The organism is Clostridium sp. AM54-37XD (assembly GCF_003478225.1).
GTDB lineage: Bacteria > Bacillota > Clostridia > Lachnospirales > Lachnospiraceae > Coprococcus > Coprococcus ammoniilyticus.
This window is the reverse complement of record NZ_QUEV01000008.1, coordinates 57,587-77,495: the sequence shown is the minus strand read 5'-3', so window position 1 is coordinate 77,495 and position 19,909 is coordinate 57,587. Positions and strand designations below refer to the sequence as shown.

Annotated in this window: 16 protein-coding genes; 3 read left to right on the top strand and 13 right to left on the bottom strand. The window is 41.9% G+C overall.

Features of this window, described 5'->3' with window-relative positions:
- Positions 1-89 precede the first annotated feature (89 nt).
- The 7 genes from DXA07_RS08915 to DXA07_RS08885 all read right to left on the bottom strand — a co-directional run bounded on the left by DXA07_RS08915 (position 90) and on the right by DXA07_RS08885 (position 8,727).
- Entirely contained in the window at positions 90-2,246 is a 2,157-nt protein-coding gene (locus DXA07_RS08915) for a penicillin-binding protein 2 (RefSeq protein ID WP_226800979.1), read from the bottom strand.
- Positions 2,247-2,354: 108 nt separating this feature from the next.
- Positions 2,355-2,921, bottom strand: coding sequence for a cell division protein FtsL (locus tag DXA07_RS08910; RefSeq protein ID WP_021944494.1), 567 nt, complete (start codon positions 2,919-2,921; stop codon positions 2,355-2,357).
- Between the two features lie 15 nt (positions 2,922-2,936).
- Positions 2,937-3,881, bottom strand: a complete 945-nt coding sequence (gene rsmH / locus DXA07_RS08905) for a 16S rRNA (cytosine(1402)-N(4))-methyltransferase RsmH (RefSeq protein ID WP_118484321.1) — start codon at positions 3,879-3,881, stop codon at positions 2,937-2,939.
- Between the two features lie 17 nt (positions 3,882-3,898).
- On the bottom strand, positions 3,899-4,345 hold the full coding sequence (mraZ, locus tag DXA07_RS08900) for a division/cell wall cluster transcriptional repressor MraZ (RefSeq protein WP_021944496.1): 447 nt from the start codon (positions 4,343-4,345) through the stop codon (positions 3,899-3,901).
- Between the two features lie 514 nt (positions 4,346-4,859).
- The gene (locus DXA07_RS08895) at positions 4,860-5,162 is read right to left on the bottom strand and encodes a transcriptional repressor (protein WP_008402965.1); all 303 of its coding nucleotides are present in this window, start codon (positions 5,160-5,162) and stop codon (positions 4,860-4,862) included.
- A 137-nt stretch (positions 5,163-5,299) separates the two neighbouring features.
- Complete coding sequence (locus DXA07_RS08890) at positions 5,300-7,999, bottom strand: HAMP domain-containing sensor histidine kinase (protein WP_118484319.1); 2,700 nt, start codon at positions 7,997-7,999, stop codon at positions 5,300-5,302.
- Positions 8,000-8,037: 38 nt separating this feature from the next.
- Positions 8,038-8,727: a response regulator transcription factor gene (locus DXA07_RS08885; RefSeq protein ID WP_117785483.1), complete on the bottom strand. Its 690-nt coding sequence runs from the start codon at positions 8,725-8,727 to the stop codon at positions 8,038-8,040.
- A 690-nt stretch (positions 8,728-9,417) separates the two neighbouring features.
- Here DXA07_RS08885 and DXA07_RS08880 point away from each other — a divergent pair.
- Positions 9,418-10,602 carry a DUF4317 domain-containing protein gene (locus DXA07_RS08880; protein ID WP_117807334.1) on the top strand — a complete coding sequence of 395 codons (1,185 nt, stop codon included), beginning with the start codon at positions 9,418-9,420 and terminating at the stop codon, positions 10,600-10,602.
- A gap of 70 nt (positions 10,603-10,672) precedes the next feature.
- On the opposite strand, the gene DXA07_RS13510 is transcribed toward DXA07_RS08880, so the two are convergent.
- The 5 genes from DXA07_RS13510 to DXA07_RS08855 all read right to left on the bottom strand — a co-directional run bounded on the left by DXA07_RS13510 (position 10,673) and on the right by DXA07_RS08855 (position 16,289).
- The gene (locus tag DXA07_RS13510) at positions 10,673-11,008 is read right to left on the bottom strand and encodes an SbcC/MukB-like Walker B domain-containing protein (RefSeq protein ID WP_243013748.1); all 336 of its coding nucleotides are present in this window, start codon (positions 11,006-11,008) and stop codon (positions 10,673-10,675) included.
- A 317-nt stretch (positions 11,009-11,325) separates the two neighbouring features.
- On the bottom strand, positions 11,326-12,663 hold the full coding sequence (locus DXA07_RS08870; RefSeq protein ID WP_118484314.1) for a hypothetical protein: 1,338 nt from the start codon (positions 12,661-12,663) through the stop codon (positions 11,326-11,328).
- Between the two features lie 8 nt (positions 12,664-12,671).
- The gene (locus DXA07_RS08865) at positions 12,672-13,679 is read right to left on the bottom strand and encodes an SMC family ATPase (protein WP_118484312.1); all 1,008 of its coding nucleotides are present in this window, start codon (positions 13,677-13,679) and stop codon (positions 12,672-12,674) included.
- Positions 13,680-13,681: 2 nt separating this feature from the next.
- Positions 13,682-14,860 (bottom strand): exonuclease SbcCD subunit D, encoded by a 1,179-nt coding sequence (locus DXA07_RS08860; RefSeq protein ID WP_118484310.1) that lies wholly within the window; start codon positions 14,858-14,860, stop codon positions 13,682-13,684.
- A gap of 481 nt (positions 14,861-15,341) precedes the next feature.
- On the bottom strand, positions 15,342-16,289 hold the full coding sequence (locus DXA07_RS08855; RefSeq protein WP_117807331.1) for a magnesium transporter CorA family protein: 948 nt from the start codon (positions 16,287-16,289) through the stop codon (positions 15,342-15,344).
- Positions 16,290-16,492: 203 nt separating this feature from the next.
- On the opposite strand from DXA07_RS08855, the gene DXA07_RS08850 reads away from it, so the two are divergent.
- Both DXA07_RS08850 and hslO read left to right on the top strand, forming a co-directional pair.
- Complete coding sequence (locus DXA07_RS08850) at positions 16,493-17,278, top strand: class I SAM-dependent methyltransferase (protein ID WP_118484354.1); 786 nt, start codon at positions 16,493-16,495, stop codon at positions 17,276-17,278.
- A gap of 171 nt (positions 17,279-17,449) precedes the next feature.
- Positions 17,450-18,325: an Hsp33 family molecular chaperone HslO gene (gene hslO, locus DXA07_RS08845; RefSeq protein ID WP_118484309.1), complete on the top strand. Its 876-nt coding sequence runs from the start codon at positions 17,450-17,452 to the stop codon at positions 18,323-18,325.
- A 98-nt stretch (positions 18,326-18,423) separates the two neighbouring features.
- Here hslO and DXA07_RS08840 read toward each other — a convergent pair whose 3' ends face one another.
- Entirely contained in the window at positions 18,424-19,731 is a 1,308-nt protein-coding gene (locus DXA07_RS08840) for a Na+/H+ antiporter NhaC family protein (protein WP_118484307.1), read from the bottom strand.
- Positions 19,732-19,909: the final 178 nt, after the last annotated feature.

Genomic DNA, 19,909 nt, shown 5'->3' with positions numbered 1-19,909 from the left:
TCTGCCCGCCGGATTTATTTATCCTTATATCTTATTACTTTTTCCGGACAAATATGCCTTTTCTGTCAGTCTGCCAGATATTCCCTTGTTTATTCATCCTGAACTTTGGCTTCTGTTGTTTCTTCGGAGGTTGTTTCTTCTGAAGTGCCATTTTCAGATACTGCTTCTGTTGTTCCCTCAGAGGTTACATTCTCTGAACCGGTATCTTCCGCTGTTGTATCTCCCTCTGCAGTGCTTCCTTCTTCTGTTGTTCCCTCGCCTGTTGAATCTTCTACATTGCCTTCAAATGGAGAGCTGATCGGCTCATCTTTTCCATTATACGTTACATCTTCATCACTGCTCTGATATACATTCATATATGGGAGCAGATCTTCCATGATCGCATGGAATAACAGTGCTCCGGCACCGGATGTAGACTGACTTTCTACATTTGGTTCGTCAACTGCAACATACAGCATGATCTGTGGATTCTCTACCGGTGAGAAACCGATAAAGGATAATACATAATTGCCCTGATTTCTAGGAATCTTTTCTGCTGTACCTGTCTTACCGCCGATCGTATATCCATCAACGGCTGCTCTGGAACCGGTACCTTCTGTAACAACACCTGCCATATACTGCTTCATCAGATCTGAAGTTGTCTTTGAAATCGTCTTGCGGACAAGTTCCGGTTCATTATTCTCTATAATACTTCCATTTTCATCTAAAATCTGTCTGACGGTGTGAGGCGTATAATAATTTCCTCCATTGATCAGTGAACAGAACGCTGCTGCCATCTGGATCATTGTTACATTAATACCCTGCCCAAAGGATGAAGTCGCAAGCTCGACCGGATTCAGTCCTTCTTCATCATACACCAGACCGCTTCCCTCCCCGGAAAGATCAATTCCGGTCTGATTACCAAAATTAAATATATCCTGATATTTGGAAAATGTTTCTCTTCCTTCTGATTTTGCGATCTGCATCAAAGCGACATTACAGGACTGCTCTAGCGCCTGCTTTAATGTAATCGTGCCATCACCACTTCGGTTATGACAATAGATCGGAGATGTTCCCTCTGCAACGATCTCATAGCCTTTACAGAAGAATGTATCGCCGTCTTTCACAATTCCGTCCTCAAGGGCACCTGCAATCGTAAAAGGCTTAAATGTAGAACCCGGCTCCAAGATATCACTGATGCAATAATTTCTCCATACAGCATCTAATGCTTCATACGTCTGATCACTTGTCAGGTCATCAATTGCTTTCTGGAATTCATCATCTGTCATAGATGAAAAATCATATGTGATCTTTTCCGGGTCTTTCTGTTCCTCGGTTGTTGCTTCTGTCGTATCTTCAGAAGAACCTTCCTCGCTGCTGTCTTCTTCTGTTGATGGTTCTTCCGTACTTTCTGTAACGGTAACCTCCATATTACGAAGTGCATCCGTATTCATCGGTTCGTTCGGATCATATCCATAAGAGGTACTCATGCCAAGAACCTCTGCCGTATCCGGATCCATTGCGATAACACCAATCTTCTTTGCACCAGTCGTCTGCATATATTCTTTTATATTATCTTCAATGATCTTCTGGATATTCAGATCGATCGTAGACACTACAGTATAACCATTCTGTGCAGGTACTGTAACGGATTCTACGGTATTATCATTTGTCAGATATCCATATGTCTTTCCATTTACACCATTCAGGTAACTGTTATAATAACCTTCGATTCCACCCTGTCCGACATTTCCGCTTACGGTATATCCAAGCAGGTGACAGGCAAGACTGCCATTTGGATATTTTCTTTTGTATTCCTCCTCAAACCGCACACCAACGACATCTGCACCATCTCTTGTATTGCAATATTCCTGAAATGCTTTTACATCTGCATATTCAAGCCCTTTCATGGCTACCTTATAAAAGGAATCTGTGTTCTGCATACATTCATCGAACTTTGCATCTTCCATTCCAAAATATTTGATCAGCGCTGCCTTTGTTGCCTCTTTTCCCTTATCCGTACGCAGGATATTTTTGGGCTCCAAAATCAGATTGTACACTTTCTCACTGGTGGCAAGAATATTTCCATTTCGATCCACAATGTCTCCCCGTTCAAACGGAATATCCAGACTGTCGTAGGTCTTCTGATCCAGTACCTCTTCCTGATACTCCTGTCCTTTTGCAAGGCTGATATAGATCACACGTCCGATAAGCACAACAAAAAAGAGTAATGCGATACCAAATATTATAACCAGTCTCTGTTTCATTCTCCTAAGAAAATTCTTTGCTTTTGTCGACATATTTTTCCACCTTTGATTTTATTTTTATATTCTGTATCTTAACAGGTTCGGGTATAACGCAAAATTTCCTGAGACTTATTTGGTCTCAGGAACATTTTTGTACTGTATAACATAATCGTCACTGTTCTGTGGATAGTACACAGTCTGTCCCGGCTTCGAATATACCATACCAAGCTCAGTTGTTGCAATCTTATATATTTCATCCAGATCTGTCATGCTGTCAAGTCCTGAACTGTATTCTGCATTTACATTTAACTGTTCATTCAACTGGCTCTGCAGTGTACTAACTTCATTTTTTCCTTCTTTTACATCTGCCATTAATTTCAGCATTACAAAGCACAAGCCTACTGCACATATTACAGCAAATGATAAGAATAATCCATGTCTTAATTCATCGACCCATCTTCTGTCTCTCTGTCTGACAGCCGGCGCCTGTTTGGTTCTTACCTGTTTCTTTCTCTGTGGCATCTGCTTTCTTGCAGGTGTTGCTGTCTGTTTCTCCTGTCTTCTTCTGGCAGGGCGTTCTGCCGGCATCTCTGTTCTTCTTGCCGGTTCATATTCTCTTCTGACCGGTTCTGCTGAATAATCCAGCTTCCGGACTGTACTTCCATCTATGTAGTAGTGATTCCGTCTTTCTGACATTTTAAAACACCCCTTTTATATATTCATACCTTTTTCAAATACCCGGAGTTTTGCGCTCTTGGATCTTGAATTTGCTTCCATTTCTTCTTCTGTTGGAAGAATTGGTTTCCTTGTTATCACTTTTCCTTTTGATTTTCTTCCGCATGTGCACACCGGAAAATTCGGTGGGCAGATACATGGATTTTCATTTCTACGAAATGCATTTTTTACGATTCTGTCTTCTAACGAATGGAATGTGATGATACATAATCTTCCGCCTGGTTTCAAACAGTCAATCATTCCATCAATGGAATTCGTTAGTACTTCAAGCTCATGATTTAATTCAATACGAATTGCCTGAAATGTCTGCTTGGATGGATGTCCCTGTGCATTTCGTACTTTTGCAGGAATTGATCCACGGATGATATCGTTTAATTCTTCTGTTGTTTCAATCTCTTTTTTCTCACGATACTTCACAATATGGTATGCAATACTTTTTGCAAATCGTTCTTCGCCATATTCTTTGAGTATATGAAAGAGTTCCTGCTCGGTATATCCATTTACAATATCCTTTGCAGTCTTTGTCTGGCGGTCGTCCATCCGCATATCAAGGGGCGCATCAACCCGATATGTGAATCCTCTATCCGCATTGTCGAGTTGATATGAAGATACGCCAAGATCCAGCAATATCCCGTCCACTTGAAGTATATTTAGCTCGTCTAGTATGCTTTTAAAATTCTGATAGTTATCTCTTACAACTGTAATGCGGTCACCGTACTCCGCCAGTCGTTCTTTTGCTGTTATAATCGCCTCACCATCCTGATCAATACCGATCAGATGTCCATCCGGTCCAAGTCTTTTGGCTATCTCTTTCGAATGTCCGGCTCCTCCAAGAGTTCCATCCATATAAACACCATCCGGTCTGATATTCAGATTTTCAATGGTTTCATCCAGTAAAACCGATGTATGTTTAAATTCCATAACTACCACTTCTGTCCTTATATTCTGAAATCCAATTCATCCAGCTTGTCTGCAATCTCATCCATATTCAGGGATTCTTCATTGTTGATCTCGTCCCATGCTTCCTTATTCCAGATTTCTGCTTTCTCTCCGTTACCTATGATGACAACATCTTTTTCAATGTTGGCAAATGTACGAAGTGTCTGTGGAATGATCACTCGTCCTTGTGCATCTGTTTCGCACTTTACAGCTCCTGAGTTGAAGAAACGCTTGAACTGTCTTGCACTCTTATTCGTCATCGGGAGCTGGTTCAACTTATCCGCAAACTGCTGCCATTCATCATTTGGATAAACGTACAGACAATTGTCCAGACCTTTTGTGATCATGAAGGTGCAACCGAGTTCTTCTCTAAGCTTGGATGGCATGATAAGTCGCCCTTTGGTATCTAATCTGTGTTCATATTCACCTGTTAAACACTTGGACACTTATTCCACCTTCTTTCGACTCATTTCCTCCACTTTGTGGCACTAATCCACCACTTCACTCCACTTATAGGGTAATTCTATACTACTTAACTAAAAAAAGCAACCACAAATATGAAAATTTCACATTTGTAGCTGCCTTAATTTTTCATGTAATGTCTGGAACTTCAAGATGGTATGGCACTGTATATAAACACACGACCTGCTGCGTTTCTATTCGACTCGCACGCCGATTTGTCAGCAGTCGCCCTAACTCACCCTTATGGGTTCAAACAAGGGCTTGGTGCTGACAGCTAGTGCAAGTCTCATAAACGAAACTACGCAAACGTCGATGTTGTTTATATACAGCGCCATACCATTCTGAAATTCCAGACTTTTTAAAAAAACAAGCAACGTACCCCTTAATTTTATCTTTACCATATAAAAAGGACATCCACGCCATTGTGGATGTCCCATTTGTATGTTTGTATGTGTTTTTACACCTGAGTGTACGTTCCGGTGGAGGATGATCCCATTTTTAGAAACACGCAACCTTGTACATATTCTTTCTGCTGATCACACCGATGTCTTCCAGAGTGTTCACCATCCTGTATACCGTTGCGATTCCTATACTGTCATCTCTCTTGACAGCCTTGTAATATATTTCCTTACAAGAAGAACAGTCTTCATCCAGAATAATATCTAACAGAATGCATCTCTGTTTTGTAATGCGAAAGCCCTGTTTTCTAAGCTTCTCGATCACTGCATCCTTCCGGTTTGGTTCTCCCTGATATCTTACATAACCAAACACATTGTCATTACGGATTTCCTGAACAATCATTTTATTCCTCCATTTTTATATCAATAAATATAACTACTACGTTCTTATGTTGGTTAGTATATTCTAACATTCGTTAGTTGTCAATAATTATTTATATATTTTGTGAACAAATAACTGTTTTTTTCGAATCCCGGTGACTACTGTTCAATATCTATGGCTTCTGCAGCTTCTGTCTGATCCACATCCTGATCTTCCTGTGGTTCTTTACAGTATGCAAATGTGATCACAGCCTTAAACAGATCTCCATCGATCACGATGTTAAAATCCGCATGTTGAAGCTGACACAAGCTTCTTGTAATGGATAAGCCGAGTCCGCTTCCCTCTGTATTTCTGGAACTGTCACCTCTTACAAAGCGTTCCATCAGTTCATCACTTGAAATATTCAGTGGTGCTTCTGATATGTTCTTGAACTCTATACATACCTTCGCAGGTTCTTTGATGCTCTTTGTAAGATCACGGATCACATTTCCATCTTCATCGGTTATATAAGTATTTACATATAACCGAGTCCCCGGCATCGTATATTTGAATGCATTATTTAATAGATTATCAAATACTCTCCAGAGGTGTCTGCCATCTGCTTCGATCCCTGCGCGATCCTTTGCGAGATTCGTTACTAGCGTGATGTTCTTCTGCATCAATTTGTCAATATATTCACCGGATGCCTGTTCTGCGATCATATTTGCATCCATATTTACAAGCTCTACCTTTACATTTCCGGTCGAAGCCTTAGAAGCATCCACCAGATCCACGATCAGCTTCTTTAATCTTGCCGACTGTCTTGCTATTACTTCTATATAAGAAGCCTCAGGTTCTTTTTCGATATCCTCCTTCTGAAGCAGATCGACATAGTTAATAATCGAAGTAAGCGGTGTCTTGATATCATGCGATACATTCGTGATAAGCTCCGTCTTCATCCGTTCACTTTTCATCCGGTCATCTACCGCAAGCTGGACACCTTCATTGATATGATTCAGATTCTCGCCATGTTCTTTGAACTTTCCAAACATGAATCTTGTATTTACCTTGTGACCGTACTCGCCCTTTGCAAGCTGGTCTCCACCCATGAAAAGCTCCTGCATCATACAGACAAATCCCATATAGGCAATTGCACAGACAATCTTCAGCAGCATTAATACAATAAATCCAGCTTCATTTATATATACAGCATTAATAACAAGCAATGCCACTATAATTTCAACGATCGTAATTACGATATACAAAAGGATCGCTTTTATTATAAATGGAACCCTGCTGAATACATACCGGAAAAATGCGGTTATCTTTCCCGATTTTCCAAACAACTTACGACCCAGTCTGACAATCCATGATGTATTAAGCAGATTCGACTGTTTGACTCTTGCGATCAGATTGTTGATCAGTAAAAGTCCGACCGTACAGATACAACCCAAACCGATCAGACATACAATAGTCTCAATATCATGTCCTGTAATACTGCTATCAATAAAATAATGAAGCCGGTCTGTACCGCTGTAACTATAATAAGCATATGATAAGGAATAACATATATTCTGTGCAAAGGCAATCAACAGACTTATCAAAACGACTATTCCAGCCAATATAATTTCAACCGGAACCTTTTCTGTTTTTCTTACAACACCGTCTTTACCGGATAATACCATACTTGTGATCATGAATATGATACACAAAACAAAATCAAGTCCAAAGAAGAGCAGGATTCTGTTCTTTCCCGAAGCAGCCTTGCTGATCGCCTGTAGGCTCTTATTCATACGTGAAAAAACGTCAGATGTGCCGTCGATATATAAATTACCGGAAGCATATATCGTAATATCGTCTCCTGCATTATTGCCAACGATTACGGTATATCCATCTTTTATGATCGGATAATACATATCATCCTCCGCATAATACTCGTACTGCTTTGTCGTTCCGTTTGCTGTGATCGCTATCTGATCACCGTTATAGGAAATAGTTACCCCCTCCGGCGTGCTGTATGAACCGGAACTCTCTATTTCCTCCTCCATTGTTGTTGAATCTTCTGATGTTGCAGACTCTTCCGATATTCCTGAATTCTTGGTTTCGGCTTCCGCATCTGTGGTATATTTCTCCAGATCACTCAGATCAATTCCATAATCATCAGACACCTCTGACCTGGAAAGAGCTGCTTCATCCGGCATACGCAGGTTAACATAATTATAATTGTTTCCTTCTTTTTCCACACCGATACTCTGTGCTTCCTTATAGGTATCATATCTCAGAATCTTTCCTGTAGGAATACCGGTCGTCGTACTGACAACTGCTTTCTCTCCTAAAACTCCATATACTAATGCTTTTTCCGGCAGATTATCTGTCTGCGCCAGCATAATGGAATTTGATTCACCCGTTTTTGAAGAATCCCAATCATCACCAACACTCACATACAGATCTGTTTTCGCATATCCATATGTTTTCTCCAAATCCTCTTTATAGGTACGATCATATTTATCAAATGCATTTTCCTTTTCCGACAACAGCATCAGAAAATCACTTGCATCGACAACATTATCATGATTCATATCCTTTTTCTGCAAAGCATCGGGATCGTATTCATAGTCTCCCCATTCATCATCACTGTAACTGATATCCAGAGTATTTCTAATATACTCGGCACCACGATTCACACAGGTAGTCAACATCTCGCTCTGATAATCCGCTTCCAGTTCTGCCCGCAGCTCCGATTCCGATCTGCCCTGAAATATTCCGGCTTCATACATATCAAGCAGTACATAACCCAATATAAATCCAACGCTGCAGGTGATAAAAAATAACGTATAGATCAGTAATTTAAAGGGATTGTTATTTTTTAACTTATTCATGTTTCACATTCTCCATTCCTGTCAGACTGTATAGAGGTTTACTGATATTCCATCTTATAACCTCTGCCCCAGATCACCTTGATATATCTTGGTTCTCCGGGATTGATCTCTATCTTTTCACGCAAATGACGGATATGGACAGCTACCGAACCTTCGGCTCCAAGCGGTGTTTCTTTCCAGACTTCCTTGTAAATATCTCTCGGTGAAAATACCTGTCCCGGATGTTCCATCAGAAGTCTTAAAATATCATATTCTGTCGGTGTCAGACTGACCAGTTCGCCATCGACCGTAACCTGCTTGGAATTATCATTCAACTCAATTCCCCCGATCACAATCGCATCTTTCTTGATCTGTCCGCTTCCAAGCTGCATATATCTTCGAAGCTGCGATTTCACTCTGGCGATCACCTCTACCGGATTAAACGGCTTGGTAATGTAATCATCTGCTCCAACCTCCAGTCCGAGGATCTTATCTGTATCTTCACTCTTTGCGGTCAGAAGGATAACCGGCAGATTCGTCTCCTCGCGGATCTTTAACATCGCTGTGATCCCATCCATCTCCGGCATCATGATATCCATTAACACCAAATGGATGTCATGCTCTTTGATCTGCTCTAACGCTTCTTTTCCGTTGTAAGCTTCATAAATATTGTAGCCGGATGTTTTCAGGTAAATCTTTAAAGCTGATACGATATCTTTCTCATCATCGCAAATTAATATATTATACATTTTTCTCTCCTCGTCTGAAAATATGATTGTTGTCTGCATCTTATCGGGTACGTGTGCGCACCACGCATTCCTTTTTAGGATACAGCAAACCGCTGATATTTTCCATATCTTTCTTTGACGGTATCATTGTAAGGCTTTCTACCATTAAGATACAATTTGGGATATTCTTAAGATTTATTAAGATGTGTCTATAAATAACCGAACGATAGAAGTCTGGAATGATATATCTTCATTTCGAAAATCTATCAAGCAAATTTTTGAATCAAAATGAAAGATACATTACATATTATTCCGTAAGACGCTTCCGCTCGTATCTTCGTGCAGCGGTACATAAAGTTGCAAAAGACGCAACTTAAGTACCGGCCTCAGATAATGCTTACTACATAATAGTAATGATATCTTTCATTTTTCCTTAAAGCATTAACACACAGATAGATTTTCCGCATGAAATATATCATTTCAGACTTCTATCTGTATATTGGTATGGCAATATAATTATTACACATTTGTTTTTACAAATCTAAATATCATTGTTAACCATGTAAAATATTAAAAGTTATAGATGTCAATTCTTGTCTTTGTTTTTTTTAGGTGATACACTTATTAGGCTTATTTAAGATTTTTCAAATGCATAGAATGCATGAAACACATAATGCACTATTAAAGTTTTTATAAAGGAGTTTGATACATATGACAAAGAAAGAGGTTCTGGAAATCCGGCATCAGTTTGCGCAGGCTACCTGTTCGATCGATAAGATCTGTGGCTGCTATGTGGATGGTGACAGACGTAAAATTGCGACAATGAAGGAAGCGTTTCTCTCTCTGCCGGAGGAGGAAGCTTTTAAATATTTTGAGATTTTTAAGAAGAACTTGTCCGGCTCGATCGGAAAGAATCTGATCACGATGCCGTTTCCCACAGATTCGGAATTCGACGGCGGTACGCAGGAATTTCTGTTAAAGCTGCGCAACAGCAAATTAGAGGATGATGAACTGATTGACCAGTTCTATGATAAGGTAATCGAGAATTATGACTATACCGGAAACTATCTGATCCTGCTGATCCATGATACATATGACGTACCCGGAAAGACCACAGACGGACTGACAATGGATGATGCCTCGGATGAGATCTACGAATACATCATGTGCTGTATCTGCCATGTTAATCTGTCAAAGGCAGGACTTAGTTATTTTGATTCGGAGAACACCTTCCACAACCGTATCCGCGACTGGATCGTGGATGTTCCCGATATCGGTTTCCTGTTCCCTGCATTTATCGACCGGACAGCCGATATCCATAATGTCCTCTACTATACGAAGAAGCCGGAGGAAATCCATGAGGAATTTATCCGCTATATTCTCGGAACGGGAATGCCTGTAACTGCCGGTAATCAGAAAGAGGCGTTCCAGACGATCATCACCGATACACTCGGAATGGACTGTGATTATGAAGTGATACGAAATATCCATGAGAATCTGAATGAAATGATCGAGGAACAAAAGGATAGTCCGGAACCACTGACCTTATCCAGGAATTCATTAAAGAATCTTCTGGAAACCTCGGGAGTATCCGAAGAAAAACTGCAGACCTTTGATGCAAACTTTGATCGCGCCGCTGCTGCTTCCGTGAACCAGCGTCCGGTTGCCGAAGGTTCCGAGGAGACTCTTCCTGCACCGGCTCCGGGAAAAGTACAGCTCTATGCAAATAATATCGCCAGTACAAAATCATTTGAGGTAAAGACTCCGGAGGTTGTGATCAAGGTCAATCCTGACCGCGCCGATCTCGTAGAGACCCGTGAGATCGATGGACGGAAATGTATCGTAATCGAGATCACAGATGAAGTATCTGTAAACGGAATTCCTGTAAAATATTAAAAAATGCCCCACTAATCATACAAATGCCTGTAAGCAGATATCTTCCTATGATCAGTGGGGTATATTTTTTTTACACCTGTATCTCCACATGACTGCCGCCCTGATGATCCTTAGTAACCAGGATCTGGCGGTCGATACGATGCTTCAGCTCTTCCACATGAGATATGATACCAACCAGATGATCGGACTCGGACAACTCAGCCAGTACATTTAATGCCTGCTCCAGAATATCAGAATCCAGAGAGCCAAAGCCTTCATCGATAAATAATGTATCAATTCTTACACCTGCCGCATTTGCAGATACAATATCGGCAAGTCCAAGTGCCATAGACAGAGATGCTACAAATGCTTCCCCGCCGGACAGTGTTTTGACATCTCTTTCTTTTCCTGTCCGATGATCCAGCACGAACAGATCAAGACCTCTGTTTCCTGCAGTCTTCTGTCCGCGTTTCAGCTCAAACTGGTTGCATACAATCTGGCACAGTCTGTGATTCGCACTGTCTATAATGCGGTCAAAATAGACCTCCTGTATATAGGTTTCCAGCTTATAATTACCAAGTGCAGCCTGTGAAAGATCCTGAAGCTTACTGTATCTCTTATAGATATTCAGATACGCTCCATAATCCTTCTTTAATTTGCTGTATGCTGCCTTATTCTTAACTAATCGTTCCGCGATCGCATCATGCCTGATGGCAACACTGTTTTTCTTCCGGATCGAGCGTTCTATCTGCCCGGATATCTGTTCAAGCAGAACCGTTGATGCCGTACAGAAATGTGTATAACATTCTCCGTAGCTGCCTGCCTGCTTTTCCAGTTCCTGTTCATCTGCAAAATCATTTTCTTGATTGCTGTCAGGAGCTTCTGTATCACACTTTCGTCATTTACAGATGTGTTCATTTCTCCGCTGTCCGTTTCAAGTGCAGAAAGAACATCTTTCTCCAACTGCCATTCCTGTCTGTATTGCATATTCTGATCTTCTGCATCACGTTTCAGATTTGTTTCCAGTGCAGAGAGTTCCTTTGCAAGTTTATTATAAGTATCTCTTGCCTCTGTCTTCTTCCGGTTCACCTCGGCAATCTCATTTCTCACCTGTTGCAGTTGCTTCAGGATATCCGACTCATCCCCCCGGATCTCCTGTCGCATCTGTGCCGCGGCTGCCTGCTTTGCCGTGTAACTCCGGTCTGCCTCCTGATATTCCTCTGTTACCCGCACTTCCGTTTCTTCCAGTTCTTTTATCTGCAAACGAAGCTCGCCAAGCTGCCTTTTATGTTCCTGATAACTTCTGTGCTCTTTCTCAAGTGTCCGCAGTCTGGCTTCTGTTTCCTCTGTCCTTTTCTCCCAGATTACATGCAGTTTTCTGACCTCATCTATCAGAACATCAGCCTGTACTGTCTGATCCGGTATGGTAAAGGCTGCCATCTCCATAACCGCTGCTGTTGTCTGATTCCGTTTTTCTTCCAGACGACCATTCAGGCTTCCAAGCTCATTTTCTTTTCGCCTGAATGAAGCATCCGCCTGATCAAAAGCAGCCCGGAGCTTCTTTACCATTTCTTCTGTTACAACAGCTCCGTCACAATGTGCCTTTTCCGGATGTGTCTTACTTCCACAGACCGGACACGGTGTTCCCTCCTGTAGGTTCGCTGCCAGTTCTCCACAGATCTGATCATTCCGATTTCTGATAGCTTCCTCGTAATTCGCATTTGCCTGATTCCGCTTCTCAAATGCACTCCGATTATCAACCACCATCTGCTGTTTCTTAATTTCCAGATGATCAATCTCCAGACATTCTTTTTCAAGCTCCTGTAACCGCTGCATACGTTCTGCAATCTGTTTCTTTTCTGTCTGAACCTTCTCAAGCTTCACCTGTGAAGTGTCACCCGGATTCACGATCTGTTCCAGCTCCTCGGTCTGCTTCTGAAGTTTCTTCTTTGTTTCAAGAATATCCTGTCTTTTCTTTCCTGCCTGATGGTATACCTGCTCTACAAGCAGCAGTTCTTTCTCCATCTCATTTAGCCGCACAAAAGAATCTGCCTGTTTCTGAAGCTCCGCCTGTCTCAGCATAAGCGGTTCTATAGACCGTGCTCCATACTATGATTCTGTGCTTCTGCACTGACAAATTCCTGCTTCACCTGTCTGTATGCATCAAGATGTGCCACATAGCCATCATAGGTCTGACCAATGATCCTCTTATTTTTCTCGATTGCTGTATACCAGTTGTCATATTGGTTATTGGTCTGTGTATAACTCTCGATCTGATGATGCAGATCACCCGCCTGCTTTTCTTCGATCTGATTCAGGCTGTGCAGCTCTTCCAGAATATCATCAAATGCCAGATGACGGTTTTCCAGATGCTCCGGCAGATCCTGAAGTCCTGTTTTATAAAGCTCCGTTTCATCCGGCAGCTCTACTCCCTCTATCGTACGATCTACCTTTGCAACAAGCTCTGTATAGACCCCCTCTGCCTCTTTACAGTCCTGTGCGATCCTGTTCTGGATATATTCATAAATCTTCGTATCAAATATCGTCTTAAAGATATCGCTTCGGGTCTTCGTATCCGCAACTAACAGCTTCTTAAAATCTCCCTGTGCGATCATCGCAACCTGTCGGAACTGATCGGCCGTAAGTCCCAACACCTCTCTTACCCTGCCGATCACCCCTGCTGTCCGCTTACCATCAATATCTGCCGCTTTCAGCTCTGTCTCCTGTCCATCCTCCATCCAGCGCACTTCTGCCTGCTTCATGGATTTGTATCCCGGTCTCTCATACGCTGGACTTCGCCAGACCTTATATTCATGACCGCCGCTTTCAAATAACAGCTCTACATAGGTAAGCTGCTTTGGATCTGCAAAATCACTTCGGAGCATTTCACCGTTTCGTCCGGTGTTATTCTTCCCGCTTCCTGCGCTGGTCTCTCCGTAAAGGGCATACATGATTCCGTCAAATATCGTTGTCTTTCCCGATCCGGTATCTCCCGAGATCAGAAAAAGCCCCTGTTTCCCAAATTTTCGAAAGTCAATCTCCGTTTTTTCTATATACGTTCCAAACGCTTCCATTGTAAGTACCAGTGGCCGCATCATCTTCACCCCTGTCTCTGTTCATAATAATCCCGGATCAACTGTCTGATATAAACTGCATTTTCATCGGACAGCTCCCGTTTCATCTTTCTGTTATAGAAATCCGCAAATGCCTCATCAGGTGCAAGATTCTTCACGTCCTCAAGTGTCCGTTCCTGTTCCGGTCTGCTGCCATCTGCCATCTGGAATTCTACTGACATCAGGTTCTTATACACGGTCCGAAGTCTCGCCTGAACATCAATAATCGTTTCCTTATCCGTTAGCACAATTCTCGCATAATCTTCATTTGCTTCCCGGCTCATGGCTTCATCAAGTGTACCCGTAAAATTGTACCACGCATGAAGCTGGTGCAGGGGCAGTTCACGGATCGAAAGCTTTCCTTTTTCTCCAAGCTCTACCACTGTGACAGATTTCTGATCGTCGGCTTCCGACATAGAATAGATAACCGGTGTGCCACAGTACCGAATCTCCGGCTTTCCGATCTGCTGTGGAGAATGGAGATGTCCAAGTGCCACATAATCAAATATGTCAAATACTGTACGGTCAATATTATCCAGTCCACCAATCGATATTGTCTCCGAATCCGACCGCCGGTTCACTCCACTATTTGTTACGTTCTGATGGGCGATCAGTACATTCCTTTTCCCCGGATCAACTTGCATGGCTGCAACTGCCTGCTGCATGGCTTCTGTATATGTTAAGGCTGCTGACTCTTTCTCCGGTTCTTCTGTTAAATCCGATAATGTATTTTTTACGTTTGAAGGCTTTACAAACGGCATCAGATAAAAATTCACATCTCCCCATTTATCCTGCAACGTCACCTTCATGGCTTCTCCACCATAGGTTCCTTTCATATATATATTCTGCTTTTTCATGATACTGCTGGCAAAATCCAGACGTTCTGCCGAATCATGATTGCCACTGATAATGAGGATGATCGTTCCGCTGTCTGCAAGTTCAGTCAGGAATTCATCAAATTCTGTTACTGCTTTTGCGGATGGAACTGCTTTGTCATAGATATCTCCTGCGATCATCACAGCATCCGGCTGTTCTTCTCTTACATATGCAAGAATCTGGTCAAACACATAACGCTGATCTTCCCACATCTCATATCCATTTACGATCTTGCCAATGTGCAGATCCGACAAATGAAACAGCTTCATCGTTGTTATCTCCTTTCCCATACATGTTTTCCATGTTCCCCGGACGAAAGTTTCTATCCTTAGTAACTTATTACGCAAATCGCTCTCGCTCTGTTTTCATGCAGCGGTTCTAAGCTCCCACTTCGTGGATTGCTAAGTACCGGCATTCAAACAGGTTTGTTCCATAAGTTCTAAGGATAGAAACTTTCTGTCTCTGAAATGAATACCTGTTTTTCAAGTATATTCAGTTTATCATTATGAATTAACGAGGTCAACTTTCTTCGAACTTTCGAAATCGCTTCACACATGCGCATTCCGGACTATCGTCCTTCATGCTTATGTGTCACCCTCCCTCTACCTGTAAAAATAATACGATTTCTCCGTTCTTCGAACTTTCGAAATCGCTTCACACATGCACATTCCGGACTATCGTCCTTCATGCTTATGTGTGTTTATCCGTCAAATAAATAAGCAGCGTTGTCTGTACACAGACACGCTGCTTATTTGCTTGACGGATTTATTTTTACATCTTGAACATTTTCTTTTTCTTGAGGATTAGCGCTATGATAATGCAGATCAGAACTATGATTCCGCATACAATATAGAAACCATATGGAGTCTTCGCAAGAGGCATCCACTTACCTGATACGTTCATTCCATAGATACCGGATATAATCGTCGGGATTGCCATTACGATGGTGATAGCCGCTAAGAACTTCATGATATTGTTCAGGCGGTTATTAATAATCGTCGTCATCAGTTCTCTTGTACCGCTTATGATATCTCGATAGATTCCGGTCATCTCGATAGCCTGTTTGTTCTCGACCATAACATCATCCAGAAGCTCCTGATCCTCCGGGTACTGCTTGATGCTGCTGTATCTTGCAAGCTTATCTAACACAACTCCGTTTGCACGAAGTGAAGTTGCAAAGTATACAAGGTTGGATTCCAGTTCGTGAAGATCAATCAGATCCGCATCCTCTGTCTCATCCTGGATCCGCTGTTCGATCAGGTTTCTTCTACGATCCATAACTCGCAGATAATACTGATAAGTCATGCAGTTTCTATATAAGATCTGGTACATGAAACGCATCCGTTTCTTTGTACTGAATTCCTTTACCTTTGACTCAATAAATGCATCCAGAACAGGTGTATCCTCCGCGCATACCGTGATCAGAATGTCCTTTACGAGGATAATACCCAAAGGAATAGTTGTATATGCTTCGCGTTCATTTCTCATCTCGATCGACGGAATATCGACAAGGATCAGTGTATAACCATCTTCGACCTCCACACGGGAGCTCTCCTCATCATCCAATGCAGCTCTGACATCTGCCAGATCAATCTCAAAATCTTCTGCAATCAGTTTGGTCTCATCTACTGTAGGTTTCGTCATACAAACCCACATATTGTCTTCATATTCTGTTATCTCTGACAAAACCTTATGATCTGTTCTATAGAACTTTATCATGCCAAACTACCCACTTTCATATATGGTTTCTTCCATATGAGGATTTCTAACCGAATTTATATTAACACAAAAGCCCACCATGTTCAATCTCAAACCTTATTTTTTACATTCTGTCTGCCGCAGCAAATAGAAAACTGCTCCAAAAGAAACGGTTGTTTTTCCTTTCTGAGATGTATATAATGGTGGCATTGAGATTTTATGAAATGAGGTTTTTCTATGGATGCCTATACAGCTTCGCGCAGGTATACGATGAGCTGATGGATAACATTCCTTATGACGAATGGATATCTTATATCACCAGCCTGCTCCATGAATACAATATCACCGAAGGTCTGGTTGCCGAGCTTGGTTGCGGAACGGGAACGATCACGGAAGGACTTGCAGCCGCAGGCTATGATATGATCGGAATTGATGTGTCTTCCGATATGTTGGAGATTGCAAATGAAAAAAAGATTGCGAATGGTTTCTCATCCATTATGTATCTCCAACAGGATATGTGTTCCTTTGAATTATATGGAACAGTAAATGCCATTGTATGCGTCTGTGACAGCATCAACTATCTGTCAAATACAGATCAGATCACTACCGTTTTTTCTCTTGCAAATAATTATCTGGAAGCAGATGGCATCTTTATCTGTGACTTTAAAACCAAACACTATTTCCGGGATGTCGTTGCAGATTCAGTGATTGCTGAGGACCGGGATGATGTCAGCTTCATCTGGGATAATTATTACGATGAGGAACAGAATGTCAACGAGCTTGCACTCAGCCTGTTTCTGAAAGAGGAGGACGACCTGTACCGAAAAACGCAGGAATTCCATTACCAGATCGGACTGACCTGTGAGGACATGATTCGTTGTGTAGAACAGGCAGGTATGGAACTTCTTGCCATGTATGATGCATTTACGCACACGCCAGCAACCGATGACAGTGAACGTGTCTATGTGATAGCCAGAGAAAAACATCACGAAGGCAAATTATATATCTGATCTCCTGCCGTAGTGATTTTAGTCATCAATTTATTATTAAGCACTACTTTTATAGATACAAGTATTATTTTGTAATTAATCAGCACTTTATAAATGCAGGTATTATTTTTAAAAAGGCACCTTAAAAGTGCAATATTTTACATTATATATAGAAAGAACGAGGAATAACATATGAGTGATTATATTATCAGAGGTATGGCGGCAGATGGACAGGTTCGTTTCTTTGCCGGCACCACAAAGAAAATCGTTGAAACAGCAAGAAGTATTCACAATACCAGTCCGGTTGCTACTGCTGCCCTCGGTCGTCTGCTAACCGCAGGTGCATTGATGGGGGCTGCATGTAAGAATGACTCCGATCTGCTAACGCTCCAGATCCAGTGCAGTGGTCCGATCGGCGGACTGACAGTGACTGCTGATGCGCACTGCAATGTCAAAGGCTATGTCAACAATCCGGAGGTTATCCTGCATGCAAATGAAAAGGGAAAACTGGATGTCGCTAAAGCTCTTGATATGGGCGTGCTCTCCGTGATCAAGGATATCGGTTTAAAAGAGCCTTATATCGGTCAGACCCAGCTTGTTTCAGGTGAGATTGCAGAAGACCTGACGTATTATTTTGCAACCTCAGAACAGATTCCAACTTCTGTAGCTTTAGGTGTTCTGATGGAGAAGAACAACACAGTAAAACAAGCCGGTGGCTTTATCATTCAGCTTATGCCATTTGCATCCGAGGAACTGATCTCTGATCTGGAAAAACGTCTGGGTGAATTCACATCCATTACCGCTCTCCTCGACCAGGGTATGGAACCGCTTGATATCGTGAAGCAGATCTTTGAAGGCTATAATGTAGAAGTTACCGATACCATTCCTACGAAGTGGCACTGCAACTGCAGCAAGGAACGTTTCTCGCAGGCTGTTATCAGTCTTGGCAAAAAGGAGATCGCAAATCTGCTCGCAGACAATAAGCCGATCGAGGTAAACTGCCAGTTCTGCAACTCGTCTTACACCTTCTCACCGGAAGAACTGGAAAATATGTTACTTGGCAAATAAAACAGAAAACGCTGATCTGTTCCTATGTGAATACTACCAAAAAGTTTATTGGCAATGTGAACAGATCAGCGTTTTCTATATTCTTTGAATTGTCTCTATTATTTATCACTTCTTATTATGGTAACGAGTGATGTCAGCAGCAAGAACATCGGATAAAAAAGCTTCGGCATGATCTGAAAAGCAGAAATGGAATCACCCAGTTCTCCTACCGCGGCAATTGCAACTAACATCTGCGCACCATATGGGATTACCCCTTGAAAGATACAGGAAAAGGTATCAAGCAAAGAGGCAGTCTTCTTCGGAGAGATTCCATATTCCTGTGCCATTTCTCCAGCAATCGGATTTGCCATAACGATCGCTACCGTATTGTTTGCAGTTGCAATATCCATTGTTCCGACTAACAACCCCATTCCGAGCTGTCCGCCTTTCTTTCCACGAAAGATCCTGTGTATCCAACTGAGAAGTGCATCGAAACCACCATATTCCCGGATCAGTGCACATAACGCCGCTACTAATATTGCTACCATACAGGTTTCAAACATTCCGGAAACACCGGAGCCCATATTTGTCAGAAGATCAACAGGTGCAGTATGTCCCCATATCAGCATAATAAATGCTCCGGATACAATTCCCATAAGTAATACGATAAATACATTCAGCCCTATAATTCCACCGATCAACACCAGAACATACGGTATGATCTGCACCAGATTATAAGTCTGGCTGACCTGACCCTGTATGTCGGTCTGAAATGAAAGTACAAGAATTAATATCAGCGTTATAACCGCTGCCGGAAACGCAATCCAGAAATTCTCCCGGAATTTGTCTTTCATCTCACATCCCTGTCCATTACATGCCGCAATCGTCGTATCTGAGATAAAAGAAAGATTATCCCCAAACATTGCTCCACCCATAACCGATGCAACACAAAATGCCATATCAAAGCCAGATGCCCTCGACACTGCTACAGCAATCGGCGTTAACAATGTGATCGTTCCAACCGAAGTTCCCATAGCAACTGATACAAAGCAGGCAACAACAAACAAAACCGCTACTGAAAATCTTGCCGGAATCAGTGTCAGCATAAAATATGCTACACTCTCTGCGCTGCTTCTTCCGACTACCCCGACAAACGAACCCGCTGCCAGGAAAATCAACAGCATCGTTATAATATTCTTATCCCCAACTCCCTGTGCCATAATCTCAAGCTTCTTATCAAATACCAATTCCCGGTTCTGGATACATGCGACCAGGATAGCTGCAAGAAATGCCACGATGATAGGCACATTATAAAAGCCCATCGGAATTTTCATCACATATTCAAATATAATCCCAAGTCCCAGATACAATAACAGAAATACACCGATCGGCAACAGTGCGATCGCTCTGCCCTTTTTCTCATTCATTTTAATACCTCTCCAAATCACTTATTTAGCAGGAACCGTTCCCGCCTGTCATACTTTCTAATAATAACATATTTTTGTACAGTTCGGCGCATTTTACCGAATATTTTGGTGTAATTTTCGGCTATCATTTCCATTGAAATGCTTTTTTTCGTATGCTAGAATGGTAAACGTTGTATTG